17 protein-coding genes are annotated in these 14,780 nt (G+C 59.8%); 7 read left to right on the top strand and 10 right to left on the bottom strand.

Going from position 1 to position 14,780, the window contains the following annotated elements; genetic code table 11:
• Positions 1-48 precede the first annotated feature (48 nt).
• From WA225_RS14935 to WA225_RS14925, 3 genes are read right to left on the bottom strand one after another with little or no spacing between them, the layout of a single operon-like run.
• A complete protein-coding gene (locus WA225_RS14935) occupies positions 49-591 on the bottom strand; it encodes a DUF2937 family protein (protein WP_422608481.1) in 543 nt (180 codons plus the stop codon).
• 12 nt (positions 592-603) lie between these two features.
• Positions 604-1,380, bottom strand: a complete 777-nt coding sequence (locus tag WA225_RS14930; RefSeq protein ID WP_007911322.1) for a class II glutamine amidotransferase — start codon at positions 1,378-1,380, stop codon at positions 604-606.
• A gap of 15 nt (positions 1,381-1,395) precedes the next feature.
• Positions 1,396-1,893 carry a hypothetical protein gene (locus tag WA225_RS14925; RefSeq protein WP_034153176.1) on the bottom strand — a complete coding sequence of 166 codons (498 nt, stop codon included), beginning with the start codon at positions 1,891-1,893 and terminating at the stop codon, positions 1,396-1,398.
• A gap of 237 nt (positions 1,894-2,130) precedes the next feature.
• Between WA225_RS14925 and WA225_RS14920 the strand changes: the two genes are divergently transcribed.
• Complete coding sequence (locus WA225_RS14920) at positions 2,131-4,185, top strand: S9 family peptidase (RefSeq protein WP_422608480.1); 2,055 nt, start codon at positions 2,131-2,133, stop codon at positions 4,183-4,185.
• A gap of 202 nt (positions 4,186-4,387) precedes the next feature.
• Positions 4,388-4,861: a cyclic nucleotide-binding domain-containing protein gene (locus WA225_RS14915; RefSeq protein WP_034153174.1), complete on the top strand. Its 474-nt coding sequence runs from the start codon at positions 4,388-4,390 to the stop codon at positions 4,859-4,861.
• On the opposite strand, the gene WA225_RS14910 is transcribed toward WA225_RS14915, so the two are convergent.
• Positions 4,858-5,142 (bottom strand): hypothetical protein, encoded by a 285-nt coding sequence (locus WA225_RS14910; RefSeq protein ID WP_422608479.1) that lies wholly within the window; start codon positions 5,140-5,142, stop codon positions 4,858-4,860. The genes WA225_RS14915 and WA225_RS14910 overlap by 4 nt on opposite strands.
• 79 nt (positions 5,143-5,221) lie before the next feature.
• Between WA225_RS14910 and WA225_RS14905 the strand changes: the two genes are divergently transcribed.
• The 4 genes from WA225_RS14905 to WA225_RS14890 all read left to right on the top strand — a co-directional run bounded on the left by WA225_RS14905 (position 5,222) and on the right by WA225_RS14890 (position 7,531).
• A complete protein-coding gene (locus tag WA225_RS14905) occupies positions 5,222-5,908 on the top strand; it encodes a spermidine synthase (protein WP_007911335.1) in 687 nt (228 codons plus the stop codon).
• Positions 5,909-5,956: 48 nt separating this feature from the next.
• The gene (locus WA225_RS14900) at positions 5,957-6,328 is read left to right on the top strand and encodes a YajD family HNH nuclease (RefSeq protein ID WP_007911336.1); all 372 of its coding nucleotides are present in this window, start codon (positions 5,957-5,959) and stop codon (positions 6,326-6,328) included.
• 273 nt (positions 6,329-6,601) lie between these two features.
• The gene (locus WA225_RS14895) at positions 6,602-7,072 is read left to right on the top strand and encodes an RNA methyltransferase (RefSeq protein ID WP_150730362.1); all 471 of its coding nucleotides are present in this window, start codon (positions 6,602-6,604) and stop codon (positions 7,070-7,072) included.
• Between the two features lie 81 nt (positions 7,073-7,153).
• Positions 7,154-7,531: a YgaP family membrane protein gene (locus WA225_RS14890; protein ID WP_422608478.1), complete on the top strand. Its 378-nt coding sequence runs from the start codon at positions 7,154-7,156 to the stop codon at positions 7,529-7,531.
• A gap of 169 nt (positions 7,532-7,700) precedes the next feature.
• Here the strand turns inward: WA225_RS14890 and WA225_RS14885 are convergent, their stop codons facing one another.
• Positions 7,701-8,930 (bottom strand): hypothetical protein, encoded by a 1,230-nt coding sequence (locus WA225_RS14885; RefSeq protein WP_422608477.1) that lies wholly within the window; start codon positions 8,928-8,930, stop codon positions 7,701-7,703.
• 35 nt (positions 8,931-8,965) lie between these two features.
• Positions 8,966-9,415, bottom strand: a complete 450-nt coding sequence (locus WA225_RS14880) for a YcgN family cysteine cluster protein (RefSeq protein WP_422608476.1) — start codon at positions 9,413-9,415, stop codon at positions 8,966-8,968.
• A gap of 165 nt (positions 9,416-9,580) precedes the next feature.
• On the opposite strand from WA225_RS14880, the gene WA225_RS14875 reads away from it, so the two are divergent.
• Complete coding sequence (locus WA225_RS14875; protein WP_422608475.1) at positions 9,581-10,174, top strand: nitroreductase family protein; 594 nt, start codon at positions 9,581-9,583, stop codon at positions 10,172-10,174.
• 54 nt (positions 10,175-10,228) lie between these two features.
• On the opposite strand, the gene WA225_RS14870 is transcribed toward WA225_RS14875, so the two are convergent.
• From WA225_RS14870 to WA225_RS14855, 4 genes are all read right to left on the bottom strand, one after another.
• The gene (locus WA225_RS14870) at positions 10,229-11,161 is read right to left on the bottom strand and encodes a D-2-hydroxyacid dehydrogenase (RefSeq protein WP_422608474.1); all 933 of its coding nucleotides are present in this window, start codon (positions 11,159-11,161) and stop codon (positions 10,229-10,231) included.
• A 106-nt stretch (positions 11,162-11,267) separates the two neighbouring features.
• Positions 11,268-11,561, bottom strand: coding sequence for a YcgL domain-containing protein (locus WA225_RS14865; RefSeq protein ID WP_064119667.1), 294 nt, complete (start codon positions 11,559-11,561; stop codon positions 11,268-11,270).
• Positions 11,558-12,691 carry a ribonuclease D gene (gene rnd, locus WA225_RS14860; protein ID WP_422608473.1) on the bottom strand — a complete coding sequence of 378 codons (1,134 nt, stop codon included), beginning with the start codon at positions 12,689-12,691 and terminating at the stop codon, positions 11,558-11,560. The genes WA225_RS14865 and rnd overlap by 4 nt, the downstream gene beginning before the upstream one ends.
• A gap of 163 nt (positions 12,692-12,854) precedes the next feature.
• Positions 12,855-14,504, bottom strand: coding sequence for a phosphoethanolamine transferase (locus WA225_RS14855; protein ID WP_422608472.1), 1,650 nt, complete (start codon positions 14,502-14,504; stop codon positions 12,855-12,857).
• Between the last annotated feature and the right edge of the window lie 276 nt (positions 14,505-14,780).

Below are 14,780 nucleotides of genomic sequence, written 5' to 3'. Positions count from 1 at the left end.
CGCGGAGCGTCCGTTGAGGCATTCCCACGCAGAGCGTGGGAACGATCATCAGAGACCGCGCACGTCACGGTCTTCGATCGGCCGGCTCTGGCGCAAACGTCGGCCACCGAGCACGACCCAATCGATCAAGCGGAACAGGCATTCAATGCCGAACGACAGCAACAACGCGCCGCTCATGCCCCAGATCATCGCTTCCGGCGTCAGCAGGATCTGGTAGCTGTAACCGTTCCAGGTTTCCTTGCGAATATCCGGATCGGCGGCCAGCACCACTTGCAGGAAGCGGATGTACCACGGGCCTTGCATCGCCTGATATTGCTTGTCCAGCGCGATCTGACGGCTGAGCAAGGTGCTCAGGCTGTCGGCATCGCTGCGAAACACCGGGTCTTCACTGGCGCGATAATGCGCGACCAGCGCCTGCATATCGCCCTTGAAAAACTGCTCGGCGGTGCCCTGAAAGCCACGCAGACCGGTCTGCGCCTCGATCAGATGCGCCTCGACGCGTTTGGCGTAATCGTTGATGAACCCCGGCACCTGGACACCGATCAACAGGCCCGCCGCAAACAACACCAGCCGTACATAACTGAGCAACATCGGGGTAGATCCTTATTCGGTCTTGCCTTGGCTTACGCATTCGCCGCGTCGCCACAGGCTCCATTGGCCCGGTTCGTAGCGGGTCCAGGTTTCGTTTTCGGTCAAAGGCTCGGTGGCGATCACCGTGACCACGTCGTTGGGCGTGGTTTCCGCCTGGAAATCGACGATCACGTCGACATCCTTCAGGCGCGCCGGGCCGAACGGTGCGCGGCGAGTAATCTGTGCGAGTTTGGTCGAGCAATAGCAGAACAGCCAGTCGCCATCGCTGAGCAGGCAATTGAACACGCCTTTGCTGCGGTATTCGGCGCACGCGGCGACCAGATCCGGCAGCAGTTCTTCTATATCGACCGGCTCCGGAAATGCTGCACGTACCCGATTGAGCAAATCGCAGAACGCCGCCTCGCTGTCGGTATCGCCGACCGGGCGGTAGAAGCTTTTGATCGGGGTGAAATCGGCGAGCTGGCCGTTATGCGCGAAACACCAGTTGCGCCCCCACAGTTCACGGACGAACGGGTGGGTGTTGGACAGGCAGACCTTGCCGACGTTGGCCTGGCGGATGTGGCCGATGACCACTTCGCTTTTGATCGGATAACGCTGCACCAGATTGGCGACTTCCGATTCGCAACTCGCCGCCGGGTCCTGAAACAGACGCAAGCCACGGCCTTCATAAAAGGCGATGCCCCAGCCGTCACGGTGCGGGCCGGTGCGGCCGCCGCGCTGCATCAGGCCGGTGAAGCTGAACACGATATCGGTCGGCACGTTGGCACTCATGCCCAGTAATTCACACATGTGCGGACTCTCGGGTTACAGGCGCGGCTCGACCCGCATGCGCTGCGGATTGTTCGGCAATGGAGGACGACCGTAGCGGTCGTCACCGGCACCGCCAAACGGTTGATCGTCATCGCGATCATCGGCGCGAGCGGCGGCCTTGGCGGCTTCGGCCTGTTCACGACGCGCGCGCGAAGCACGTTCGATCGGGAAGCGGATCAGCACGAAAATCAGGTAGATGCCGAAAGCGATCATGCTGTACATGAACAGATCGGAAATCGCCCGCCAGGCGTTGTTGCCGACCTTGAAGGCCAGATCCAGCGCGGTGATGGCGATGGACGGCGCAACCTTGGCTTTCACCGGATCAATGATGGTCGGGCTGAACAGCAACACCGCCATCAACACGCGCAGTGGCTCGCGCAACCAGCGCCACATCCAGGTGGTCAGGCGCATCCATACCAACAGGCAGCCCACGGCGGCAAAGGCGTAGAGGCCCCAGGCGATCAGATAGTCGTTCTCGGTCATGGTGTCCATGGCAAGGCAGGCAAAGAGGCGCTTATAGTAACGACTTTTCGCCCGTGCGGCTTGTCCCAATACCAGACGGCCAGCAGCAAACCCTGTGGGAGCGAGCTTGCTCGCGAAAGCGCTGGGTCAGTGAAACAAATGTCATCTGACACGACGCCTTCGCGAGCAAGCTCGCTCCCACATGGGGCTGCGGCGGTTTCAAGATCCGCGAAAACCCCTATTCCGTACATTGTCCGAGAGCCTTCCATGCCCCAATCCGCCAACGCCAACAGTGCCCCGATCGCCCACAAGGCTGCCGGTGCCGACCCGTATGCCTGGCTGCAGGAACGCGACACCGACGCGGTGCTCGATTACCTCAAGGCCGAAAACGCTTATCAAGAAGCGCAGACCGCCGATCAGGCCGAATTGCGTGAAACGCTGTTCGAAGAGATCAAGGGCCGGATTCTTGAAACCGACCTGTCCCTGTCTTCGCCGTGGGGCCCGTATCTGTATTACACGCGCACTACCGCCGGTGACGAATACGCCCGGCATTACCGCTGCCCGCGTCCGGCGGACGACAGCCTGAACCTCGACGAAAGCCGCGAACAACTGCTGCTCGACCCGAATTTGCTGGCCAATGGCGGTTTCTTCTCGTTGGGCGCGTTCAGCATCAGCCCGGATCATCAGCGTCTGGCCTATAGCGTCGACGCTTCGGGCGATGAGATCTACACGCTGTTCGTCAAGGAACTGGCCAACGACAAAGTCAGCGAACTGGAATTCGAAGACTGCGACGGCAGCATGACCTGGGCCAACGACAGCCTGACCCTGTTTTTCGGTGTACTCGACGACACCCATCGTCCGCACAAACTGTTCCGTTATCGTCTTGACGGCACCGCTGCTGAAGAAGTCTTTCACGAGGAGGACGGGCGTTTCTTTCTGCACTGCTACCGTTCCAGTTCCGAGCAGCAACTGCTGCTGTCGCTGGGCAGCAAGACCACCAGCGAAGTCTGGGCGCTCGACGCCAACCAGCCGTATCTGCCGTTCACCTGCCTGGCGCCACGGGTCGAAGATCACGAATACGACGTCGATCACGGCCTGCTCGATGGCGTGTGGGCATGGTTTATCCGCACCAACCGTGACGGCATCAACTACGCCCTGTATCAGGCCCCGGACACCGGCATCGCGCCGACCGAAGCCGACTGGCAAAACCTGATCCCCCACAGCGACACGGTGATGCTCGATGGCGTCAGCCTCAACACCGAGGCAATGACCCTGAGCCTGCGCGAAGGTGGCCTGCCGATCATCGAAGTTCACCCACAGGGCCTGGCGCCTTATCGCGTGCAACTGCCGGACGCGGCCTACAGCCTCTATGTGCAAAACAGCCTGGAGTTCGAGAGCGACCGCATTCGTCTGCGTTACGAAGCGTTGAATCGCCCGGCGCAAGTGCGTCAGTTGATCTTGGCGAGCGGCGAGCAAACCGTTTTGAAAGAAACCCCGGTGCTCGGCCCGTTCGACGCCGACGCTTACGTCAGCCAGCGTCTATGGGCCACTGCGCCGGACGGCACGCAAGTGCCGATCAGTCTGGTGATGAAGCGCGAAATGGTCGGCCAAGCGGTGCCGCTGTATCTGTACGGTTACGGCGCTTACGGTTCGAGCCTCGATCCGTGGTTCTCCCACGCCCGCCTGAGTCTGCTGGATCGCGGCATGGCCTTCGCCATCGCCCATGTGCGTGGCGGCGGTGAACTGGGCGAAGCCTGGTATCGCGCCGGCAAGCAGGAACACAAGCACAACACCTTCAGCGACTTCATTGCCTGCGCCGAATTCCTGATCCTCAACGGCATTACCACGGCCGAGAAACTGGCGATCAGCGGCGGCAGCGCCGGTGGTTTGCTGATCGGCGCCGTGTTGAACCAGCGTCCGGATCTGTTCGCCGTGGCAATTGCCGAAGTGCCGTTCGTCGACGTGCTCAATACCATGCTCGACCCGGAACTGCCGCTGACCGTCACCGAGTACGACGAGTGGGGCAATCCCGAGGAGCCGGACGTCTACGAGCGGATCAAGGCTTACGCGCCATACGAAAACGTCAGCGCGCAGGATTATCCGGCGACGCTGGTGATTGCCGGCTACAACGACAGCCGCGTGCAGTATTGGGAAGCGGCCAAGTGGGTGGCGAAACTGCGCGCGACCAAGACTGACGACAATGTGTTGCTGCTCAAGACCGAACTGGGCGCCGGACATGGCGGGATGAGCGGGCGTTATCAGGGATTACGTGACGTAGCGCTCGAATACGCATTTGTTTTCAAGGTTTTGGGCCTGGCCTGAGGAACTCCGTCGATCACTTGGGTCTTAACTCAAGACTCCGGTGGTCGATAACACACAAAACCCTGTGGGAGCGGGCTTGCCCGCGAAGAGGCCATCAGCCGCAACATCATTGCTGACTGACAAGCCGCCTTCGCGGGCAAGCCCGCTCCCACAGGGTTCGTGCAGCGCCCGGATAAAGTGAAAACAAAAAGACCGCAATTACATGTCAGAACCGACCTTCCTGAACAACGAAATCCGCGACTGGCTGATGGACTGTGGCCTGTTCGATCAATTGCAGCTGGCCGACTTTGCGGCAGCTTCTGGCTACTTCAGCATCAGCACCGTGGCTGAAGGCGAAGCGATTTTCCGCGAGGGCGATGCCGGCAGTTTCATGTGCATCCTCCACACCGGCCAGGTCGCCGTGCAGAAAACCGGGCCCGACGGCCAGGTCATCACCATGGCCACCCTGCGCAGCGGTCGGGCGTTCGGCGAAATGGCCGTGCTCGATGGCGAACGACGCTCGGCAACGTGCGTGGCAGCGACGAACTGTCAGCTATTGAACCTGGGCAAGGACTCGCTGGAAAAAATGCTCAACGACGCGCCGAAGATCGCCGCGAAAATCATCCGCGCCCTCGCCGTCTCTCTGTCGAAACGTCTGCGCATGGCCGACGGCCAACTGGCGGCGCAACAGGTTTAACCGCCGGGGGACTTAGTCTTGGTGCCGGTTGGCTCAATGCCCGGCACTGGTTGATCCTTGCTCGGCGGGCTGGGCATTTCGATCGGCACCAGCGGTGGGCTGCCACTGCCGGGGCCGGACTTGGGAATGTTGAACGGCGTGATAGGCGGGTACGGCGTCGGTGTCGCAGTGCCCGGCGCGCCGGGCTGCGGCGTCGGGCTGACCGGAATGGTCTGCTGCGCCTGCACCGCAGTAATCGAGAGCGCGGCCAGGGCAATGACCGTTAGAATGGTGCGCTTCATCAAGGGCTCCGTTTGGCCTTAGTCTGCGCTCAGGCTACTCCCAACGGGCCTGCTTGCCTTCCCCCTTGTAGAGATTTCCATGAAACGTTTCGTTCTGCTCGACACCACCCCGATCCCTGAAAGCGGCGGTGCCCTGTGCCTGTTCGAGTATGGCGAGGATTTTGTCATCAAGATCCAGGGCGGCGACGGCGGGCAATTGATGAACACGCGCATGCACGGTTCCGAAGATGCGCTGGCCGAAATTCCCTGCCGCAAGGTCGCTGGCCGGCCGGATTCGCGGGTGCTGATCGGCGGTCTGGGCATGGGTTTCACCCTCGCCTCGGCGCTCAAGCATCTGGGCAAGACTGCCGAAGTCGTGGTCGCCGAGCTGGTGCCCGGCGTGGTCGAGTGGAACCGTGGCCCGCTCGGTGAGAAGTCCGGTCGTCCGCTGCTCGATCCGCGCACGGTGATTCGTCAGGAAGACGTGGCCAAAGTGCTGCAAAGTGAACCGAACGGCTTCGATGCGATCATGCTCGACGTCGACAACGGCCCCGAAGGCCTGACCCAGAAGGCCAACAGCTGGCTGTACTCCGCCGCGGGTCTGAATGCCTGCGCCAAGGCCCTGCGCCCGAAAGGCGTATTGGCCGTGTGGTCGGCCAGCGCCGACCGGCTGTTTTCCGACAAATTGAAGAAGGCCGGTTTCAAAGCCGAAGAGGTCCAGGTCTTCGCCCACGGCAACAAGGGCACGCGCCACACGATCTGGATTGCCGAGAAGCTCAAGGGCTGAGCTAAACTCTGCGCATAACCGTCATTAGTCTTTTACAAAGGTGAACCCATGAGTTCGTCCACCCCAACCAATACGTCGAAGCTGGATCGCATCCTCGCCGACAACCAGCGCGACAAGGAAATGGGCTACCGCGACAAGGCCCTGAAGATGTACCCGCACGTCTGCGGCCGCTGCACCCGTGAGTTTTCCGGCAAGCGCCTGAGCGAACTGACCGTGCACCACCGCGACCACAATCACGACAACAACCCGCAGGACGGCTCGAACTGGGAATTGTTGTGCCTGTATTGCCACGACAACGAACACTCGCGCTATACCGACCAGCAGTATTTCAGCGAAGGCTCGCTGAGCACGCCGAAGATCGCCAAGGCGACGCATAACCCCTTTGCCGCCCTCGCCGGGTTGATGAAAAAAGAAGACTGATCTTCATTGCCAGCACTGGCCCCATCGCTGGCAAGCCAGCTCCCACAGTGATTTGGGTTACTCACAAACTTTGTGTAAATCCAGGAAACCTGTGGGAGCTGGCTTGCCACTCCCACTTTGATTTGGCTGTTCACAAATTTTGTGTACATCCAGGTACCTGTGGGAGCTGGCTTGCCAGCGATGAGGCAGGGCCAATCACCACAGATCTCGAATCTGCCCGCCCTCGTCCAATCCCCGTATAATCGCGCTCTTTTTCCCGAAGGCACCCCGCTCGTGGCAGACAAACGGTACAGCTGCATTGGTTTGTATAACCCCAAATCACCGGAGAACGTCGGTTCGGTGATGCGCGCCGCAGGCTGCTATGGCGTGGCCTCGGTGTTCTACACCGGCAAGCGTTATGAACGCGCCGCCGACTTCGTCACCGACACCAAACGCGTGCACTACGACATCCCGTTGATCGGTATCGACGATCTGAAAAAGATCCTCCCGCTCAACTGCGTGCCGGTCGCCGTGGAACTGGTCGAGGGCGCCCGCCCGCTGCCGGAATACACTCACCCGGATCGCGCCCTGTACATCTTCGGCCCCGAAGACGGCTCGCTGGATAAAGATATCCGCGATTGGTGCGAAGACGTCGTGTACATCCCGACCACCGGCTGCATGAACCTCGCCGCCACGGTCAACGTCGTGCTCTACGACCGCATGGCCAAGGGTTTGAATACCCGCTCCGGACCAAAATTCCGCTGATACGTCGCACATTGGATGGAACGAGCTGACCGTCTGCACAGTCAGCTTGTTTATCCATTACTCATTGCCTGGAGAAAGATCATGACCGAGCTCAAACGCGTCGAACGTATCGAATCCACCCCATTCCAGAGCCACCCCGAGCAGAACGTCGAAGGCTGGGAGCGCATCGGCTCGCTGGCCGGTGGCGTGATCATGGTCGGCAAAGGCCTGCGCCGTGGCGGTGTGTTCGGTTTGATTCAGGTGGCGATTGGCGGCGTGGCGATGGCGCGCGGGATTACCGGGCACAGTTCGGTGAAGAGCCTGTTTGAGAAAAGTCGTCAGGACATGAATAACGTGCGGGCGAAAATCGAGCGGGCCGGGGAAGAGTTGAGCAAGCTGAAGGCGAATGCCGAGGCGGCGACCAGCTCCACCACCGTGACCGGCAATGATTCGGTGAAATCGCCGAAAGCCGGGGTTTGATCCCATATTTGCGGCGGGGCTGATGGCCCCATCGCTGGCAAGCCAGCTCCCACAGGTTCTGTGGAGACCACAGAATTTTTGCCCAGCCCCAAATCAGTTTATGGGTTGTGCACTGATTTTGTGCCCAACCCAAAACACTGTGGGAGCTGGCTTGCCAGCGATAGCGGTGTCACTGAAGCAACGCGGTATCAAGAACTTTGGACGACTCGCCAAGCACGCTCTCGGCGAGTTGCACAAACTCCTTGGTACTCACCGTCCCCAGATGCATCGCCCCACGCAACACATCATCCAGCGAGCGTTTGTTGCGCGTCTTCAAGCGAATCTCGCGATCCAGTTCCTGCAACACCATCACCGCTTTCGCCAGCTGAGCCGGGCTGATCTGTTCGCCGCGCAACGTCGTGACTTTCTGGCTGTCCCTGGCCAGTTTCGCCTGCAAACCCTGATAACGCTCATCGCTCATGCCACCGGCGCGGCGCACCAACTCAATGGCGTAATACTCGGCAAAGCCTTCGCTGATCCAGTCGCTGCGCTGCTCGTCATTGATCCGCCCGAACACTTGGGCCAGCTCACGCACCAAGGCACTGCTGCCGCTCTCGCTGACCAGCGGCAATCGCGTGTTCAGATAAATCGACTCATGCGCGCCAAGACTGCCGCGCCACATCGGGTCGTTGGCACCGACGATTAACAGTTTAGTGGGATGGCGCGGATATACAGCCTGCACCTGCGGCCAGACGAAGGTCAGCATCGTCAGCACATCCATCCGGTGCATGCCCTGCCCTTGCGGCGAAGCCACGGTCACCTCGGTTTCGCCCAGGCGTGTACGGCGACTGCCGAGATGGCCGGCGAGCATCCAGCCAGTCGGGCGGTCGAACAGACGCGAGGGGTTATCGATGCGGAATTTGTTTTTGCCGATGCGCGGCCACGCGGTTTCCACGCTTTTCCAACCATCAGGCAGTTCGAATTGCAGACGCGAGACCAGCTCGGTGCCGTCCTGTTGATCGAGTTTGGCCGGCGGCACCAACTCGTCGCCACGCATCAGCGCCCAGTTCGGGGTCATCCGAGTGTCAAAGCTGCCGTTCTTGCGGCCGTGGCTGATGCGTACTCGGTAGCTCAGGCTGGCCTTGTCGCTGGAGGGACGCCAGACACCGCGCGCCTGCTTGCCCGGATTCAGCAACCATTGGCCGTCAGCCTTGAAGTCACTGTAATGGCTGCCATCGCCAAGGTCGAAATCAAGGCTGCGCACCGCCTCGCCTTTGGCCAGGGTCAGACGCACTTCGGCCTGATCGCTCTGCGGCAACAGGCGCACGTGATAATCCAGATCGACTTTCTTCGCCGCCCAGACCGGCGCGCTCAGTGCCAGCAGCGCGATCATCAACGCCCGCTGCAATCCGACAGCCATACACACTCCTTGGTAAAGCTTGCGTGCGCAGGTGGTTAACCTGCGCGGAAAATCAGGTGATCTTCCCAGTCATCCTCCGGCACGCTGCCTTCGGCGAGCATGCGCCCGGACTGGGAAATCCGTTCGTGGTGCACCGCGTCGCGATCACCGCTGACCAGATGGTGCCACGACGGCAAATCCTTGCCTTCGCTGACCAGGCGATAACCGCAGGTCGGCGGCAGCCATTTGAATTCTTCGGCCTGGCCAGGAGTGAGCTGAATGCAGTCCGGAACAAACTTGAGGCGATTCGGATAATCACTGCACTGGCAGGTTTTCAGGTCCAGCAGTTTGCAGGCGATGCGCGTGTAATAAACGCTGTTGTCCTCTTCATCTTCGAGTTTCTGCAGGCAGCACAGACCACAGCCGTCGCACAGCGATTCCCACTCCTCGTGATCCAGTTGATCGAGGGTTTTGCGTATCCAGAACGGTTCGTCTTTGGCGACCATGGCTCAAGCATCAACATCAGGTGGTGAAAAGGCCGCCAGTCTAGTGCTCAAGGCCTTGCGGGCCAAGCGTTGGCGACTGTCGGTAAATCGCGCTTGTCAGCCCAACCGCCGCCACGTAGGGTTTTGCCTCGAATTCATGACTCAAACGTAGCAAGGAATCTCTCGATGAGTGCCAACCCTCGCGTTGCCGATTACGCCATTCACCCGCAATTCACCGACCGCTGGTCGCCGCGCGCCTTCACCGGGGAAGCGATTCCGGAAGAAACCCTGCTGAGCTTCTTCGAAGCGGCACGCTGGGCGCCCTCGGCGTACAACTCGCAGCCATGGCGTTTCCTCTATGCACGTCGCGATACGCCGAACTGGGAGCGCTATCTGGGACTGTTGAACGAGTTCAACCGCAGTTGGGCGCAGCACGCCTCGGCATTGGTGATCGTGATTTCGAAAACCACCTTCACCGCACCGGGCGCGAGCGAAGAAACCCCGGCGCTGTGGCACACCTTCGACACCGGTTCGGCGTGGGGCCATCTGGCGCTGCAAGCGAGCCTCAGCGGCTGGCACACTCACGGCATGGCCGGTTTCGATCAGGAACTGACGCGCAAGGAGCTGAATATTCCTGAAGGTTATGCGCTGCATGCTGCCGTGGCCGTTGGCAAACTGGGTGACAAGGCAACGCTGGCTGAATACCTGCAAGCCCGCGAAGAGCCAAGCCCGCGCCGTCCGCTGAACGAACTGGCGGCAGAAGGCGACTTCACCCTCTAAGCCGTACCGAAATGATCGTTCCCACGCTCTGCGTGGGAACGATCTGCGTGGGAATCAATACCCGCGATCGAAATCCACTTCCCCGCGCAACGCTTCGCTCGCCTGATACGCCTTCAGGTTCTCGACAAACAGTTGCACCATCAACGCCGGTGACGTCGGTGCCGAGCTGTGCCCGGTCAGCAACAAACCCCACGCTGTCCAGAACGGATGCCGTTGCGGCAGTGGTTCCTGACGGCAAACGTCGATCACGGCGCCTGCCAGATGCCCTTCTTTCAAGGCTTCCACCAGATCCGCATCAACCACCGCCACCCCGCGCCCGGCGTTGATAAACAACCCGGTCGGCTTGAATTGCTTGAACAGCGCCGCGTCGTAGATATCGTGGGTGTGTTCGGTGTTCGGCAGCAGATTGACCACGTAGTCCACTTCACCCACCAGTCGCGGCAGATCAGCCATCGAACCGACCTCGACAAACGGCGCCTGCTCACGGGCGCTGCTGGCAATCCCGTACAGCTCAATGCCGAACGGCAGCAGGAACTGCGCCACGCTCTGACCGATGTCGCCGGTGCCAACGATCAGCACTTTGCGCCCGACCAGGCTCTGGCCGCTGCGGTTGTCCCACTTGCGCTCGACCTGGCTGACCAGGCGCGCCAGCACTTCGCGTTCGTGGCCAAGGATGTAGGTCAGCACATACTCGGCCATCACTTGACCGAAAATCCCCACCGCACGGGTCAACCGGTAATCACGGCGCAGGCCGTCAGCGAGCAGCGGCGTGATGCCGGCCCAGGTCGATTGCAGCCATTGCGGTTGATGGCCCTGGCGCAACAGGGTCGCCAACAGATCCGGCTGCCCCAGCCACACCGGGCAATCGGCGGCCAGACGGGCCAGTTCGGCAGAGTCGCCGCTGGTCAGCACTTCAAGCTCGGGCGCTGCCTGACGCAGCAGCCGGGCGTATATCGCGTGGTCGTGTTCGGCAATCAGAACGCGCATCTTCAAACCTTTCGCAAACCGTGCAGACGGCCGTCGGATGTTGGCCGGCCATCGCGGTAAAAAACAGTTCCAGGGTTAACCGAGGCCCAGGACAGGGCCTCGCAGATCAGACCGGGTCGTTGCGTCGCAGCAACTCTTCGGGCAAGTGCTCAATGTACTCGTCCTCGGCTGGCGGCATCTGCAGGTGATAGCCCTGCTTGTCGAGGTTTTCCAGGACCACGACGATGTCCTCGCTGGCCAGTTTGCGCTCGGGCGTCAACACCAGACTGAAGGCAAATATGGCTTTGCCGAAAGCCGCCATCAGGCCCTCGGGCACGCGTTCCAGCTCATCGCTCTTGAGCACATAGAGATACATGCCCTTGCGCTTCGAGCTTTGGTAAATAGAGCAAATACGTTTCAAGGCTGTTCTCCGGCGGTGGCCAGGCTGTCGAGCAGCTTCTGACCCATGAGTTCGCGGCGCCAGCCACGCAACGACTCAGGCAATTGGTAAGGCCCCTCGGGGAAGCCGCTTTTGACCAGGGCTTCGAGGGTTTTCTTGCGCAGCATCAGTTCCGGGGCGATGCCCAGACGCTCGGCCGCAGCCTGGCCCAATGCGCGCAGTTGTTTGATCAACGCAGCCGCTTCGATCGGCAATGGCTCCGCTACGGCAGGCGGCCATTGATCAGGCCCCACACTGCCAGAGCGCTTGATCAGATCAAGCAGAAATTGGCCATCCTGACGCACGGTACGCGGATGCATGTCTTCGATCTTGCCCAGTGCGGCGAGGTTGTCCGGTTGCGTGCGGGCCAGCGGCCACAGCGAATGCTCACGAACGATGCGGTTGCGCGGCAGATCGCGGGCTCGCGCTTCTTTTTCACGCCAGGCGCACAGCTCGCGCAGTACCGCCAGTTGTGCGCGGGACAGTTTCCACGCCAGTTTGGCTTCGCGATAGACCTCGTAAGGGTCGGTTTCGCGGCGCAGGTTGGCGACCAGTTCAGCACCGTCCTCCAGTACCCAGGCGAACTTGTCGTCAGACAGTTTCGGCCGCAGCTGTACGAAAACCTCCGCAAGATGCACAGCGTCTTCGGCGGCGTAGCTGATTTGCGTGTCGGACAACGGCCGTTGCAACCAGTCGGAACGGGTCTCGCCCTTCGGCAGCTCGATGCCGAGCACTTCCTGCACCAGTCGCGAATAGCCCATCGAGAAACCGAGGTTCAGATAGGCCGCAGCCAGTTGCGTGTCGAACATCGGCGCCGGCAGGCTGCCGGTCAGGCGCAGCAGCACTTCGAGGTCTTCACTGCAAGCGTGCAGGACTTTCAGCACCGCCGGGTTTTCCAGCAGCGCGGCCAGCGGCTGCCAGGCATTGATGGTCAGCGGATCGATCAGGTAGGCGCGTTTACCGTCGCCAATCTGCAACAGGCCGGCAATCGGGTAGAAGGTGTCGACCCGCATGAATTCGGTGTCGAGGGCAACGAACGGCAGCTGCTGCCACTCGGCGCAAAACTGCGCGAGGCTTTCGTTGTCGCGAATCCAGTGAATATCGATGGCCACACGGCTCTCCCTTGAAGAATGGCGCGCAGTATATATCGCCACCGGCGATTTACGCGCCTGCGAAGGGCAAGAGCTGTAACGAAATGTCCTGCCAAAGAGCAAGAATAGTCTGACAGAGGAAACAGACAGGCCCGTCGCGTCAAAACGACGAGCCCGAAACACTTCAGTCCTTGGCCAGCACGCCGTCGATCACCGCGCCACGGCAACCGGCAAACATGTCCAGATCCGCTTGATAGACCTTGCTCTTGACCTCCAGCAGGCCAAGCATCGAGTGGAACAGGTTGTCCTGGCTCAGCGGTTTGTCACGGCTCATCTGCAAACAATGCGTGTCGACCGAGTAGGCCTTTTGGTAGTTGTCGGAGAACCACGCCAGCATCGCCACGTGTTTCTGTTGTTCCGGCGCCAACATGTAAGGCGTGCCGTGCAGGAACAAGTTGTATTCGCCCAACGACTCGCCATGGTCCGAGAGGTACAACATGGCGGTGTCGACTTTGTTCTGGTTGCTGCGCAATACATCGATCAGGCTCGACAGCACATGGTCGGTATACACCAAGGTGTTGTCGTAGCCGTTGACGATACTTTCGCGGCTGCAATTGTTCAGTGCATTACTTTCACACACCGGGGTGAAGTGCTCGTATTCCTTTGGATAACGCTTGAAGTATTCCGGGCCGTGACTGCCCATCTGGTGCAGAACTAAAACGGTGTCCTTGTCCAAGTGGTCGATAAAGCTTTGCAGGCCTTGCAGAAGGATTTCGTCGCGACATTCGCTGTTGGCGCACAGCGCCGGGTCTTTCAAGTTGCTGACATCCTGCAGGGTGACGCGGTCGCAAGTGCCCTTGCAGCCGGACTGATTGTCGCGCCAGATCACATCGATACCGGCACGCTTGAGCACGTCGAGCAGGCCTTCTTCGTTCTTCGCCTTGCTCGCGTCGTAGTCCTTGCGGCCCATGTTGGAGAACATGCACGGCACCGAAACAGCGGTTTCCGTGCCGCACGAGTGCACGTCGGTAAAGGCGATCAGCCCGGCTTCCTTGTCCAGCTTCGGTGTGGTGTCGCGGCCATAACCGAGAATGCCGAAGTTCTCTGCCCGGGCACTCTCGCCCACGACTAACACGGTCAGGGATTTACGCGGCTGAAGCTTCACGTCCGGATTACGCGCAGCGTCTTCGCCAATCTTGATGAACGGTTGCTGCGCCGACACCACTTGCTCACGCAGGTAACCGGCCGAAGCGCCGATGTAGTTGCTTGGCACCAGCATCAAGCGAATTTCGTGGTGGTTGCGAAACAGCGAAGACAAACCCTGATAGTTGGCCAGTGCCACGCCGCCAATCACTGCCGCCGAGGCGACACTGACAATAACTTTGCTGAGCAACTCACGGTGCCAGCGACGATAGTTGACTGGAACTCGCCACAACAACCAGGACGGTAAAACACCCAGCAGCAGAATATAAACAAATAACTTCAAAGAGAGCAGATCACGCACTTCCGTAACATTGGTTTCGGCAAAGTTACGAAACATGCCGGCATCTATCATGACGCCATACTGCCCCATGAAATAAGCCACGCCGGCGCTGAGCAGAAATACCAGCGTCAACAGCGGTTTGAGTAACGGGCGAAAAGCCAGTGCCGTCAGCACGATGTTGAACGCCGCGAGGATCATCACCCCGAACGCCAGGCGCATGGCGATGCCCTTGCCATCGGCGGCGGTGATCTCGAACAGATGCTGCCAGAGGACAAAATTGCAGCCGATTAAAAGAAAGGCGCTGGCAATCAACGTCACCCATTCCGGGCGCACGGCTTTTAACTTCAACATAGAAAGGGGCAGTTCCTGAAAAGAAGAGCCTCGGCCAATGACAAAAAATTCAATTGTGAAAATTTCATTAACTAAGGCATGACAAACTTTAAGCAGGCAACCATCAATTTTTTGTGAAAAAGACGCCAACGATTAGTTGGCGCTTGGCGATATGCTGAAACTTGCGAAGTATTTGAGAATGGTTCAGCTTTTATTCAGAAAAAACCACACGGTTGTTCATTTTGAAAGCGAGCCTGCTCGCTCCCACAGGGGGGAGGTATCGAGTTTTTAAATACT

The sequence above is a fragment of the Pseudomonas sp. genome (assembly GCF_049300855.1).
Lineage (GTDB): Bacteria > Pseudomonadota > Gammaproteobacteria > Pseudomonadales > Pseudomonadaceae > Aquipseudomonas.
The sequence above is the reverse complement of the archived record's forward strand: the minus strand, read 5'-3'. Positions and strand labels throughout refer to the sequence as shown.

Excerpts from the sequence above, each read along its gene's own strand:
- WA225_RS14935 (WP_422608481.1), bottom strand. The coding sequence starts at position 591 with ATGTTGCTCAGTTATGTACGGCTGGTGTTGTTTGCGGCGGGCCTGTTG.
- WA225_RS14930 (WP_007911322.1), bottom strand. The coding sequence starts at position 1,380 with ATGTGTGAATTACTGGGCATGAGTGCCAACGTGCCGACCGATATCGTG.
- WA225_RS14925 (WP_034153176.1), bottom strand. The coding sequence starts at position 1,893 with ATGGACACCATGACCGAGAACGACTATCTGATCGCCTGGGGCCTCTAC.
- WA225_RS14920 (WP_422608480.1), top strand. The coding sequence starts at position 2,131 with ATGCCCCAATCCGCCAACGCCAACAGTGCCCCGATCGCCCACAAGGCT.
- WA225_RS14915 (WP_034153174.1), top strand. The coding sequence starts at position 4,388 with ATGTCAGAACCGACCTTCCTGAACAACGAAATCCGCGACTGGCTGATG.
- WA225_RS14910 (WP_422608479.1), bottom strand. The coding sequence starts at position 5,142 with ATGAAGCGCACCATTCTAACGGTCATTGCCCTGGCCGCGCTCTCGATT.
- WA225_RS14905 (WP_007911335.1), top strand. The coding sequence starts at position 5,222 with ATGAAACGTTTCGTTCTGCTCGACACCACCCCGATCCCTGAAAGCGGC.
- WA225_RS14900 (WP_007911336.1), top strand. The coding sequence starts at position 5,957 with ATGAGTTCGTCCACCCCAACCAATACGTCGAAGCTGGATCGCATCCTC.
- WA225_RS14890 (WP_422608478.1), top strand. The coding sequence starts at position 7,154 with ATGACCGAGCTCAAACGCGTCGAACGTATCGAATCCACCCCATTCCAG.
- WA225_RS14885 (WP_422608477.1), bottom strand. The coding sequence starts at position 8,930 with ATGGCTGTCGGATTGCAGCGGGCGTTGATGATCGCGCTGCTGGCACTG.
- WA225_RS14880 (WP_422608476.1), bottom strand. The coding sequence starts at position 9,415 with ATGGTCGCCAAAGACGAACCGTTCTGGATACGCAAAACCCTCGATCAA.
- WA225_RS14875 (WP_422608475.1), top strand. The coding sequence starts at position 9,581 with ATGAGTGCCAACCCTCGCGTTGCCGATTACGCCATTCACCCGCAATTC.
- WA225_RS14870 (WP_422608474.1), bottom strand. The coding sequence starts at position 11,161 with ATGCGCGTTCTGATTGCCGAACACGACCACGCGATATACGCCCGGCTG.
- WA225_RS14855 (WP_422608472.1), bottom strand. The coding sequence starts at position 14,504 with ATGTTGAAGTTAAAAGCCGTGCGCCCGGAATGGGTGACGTTGATTGCC.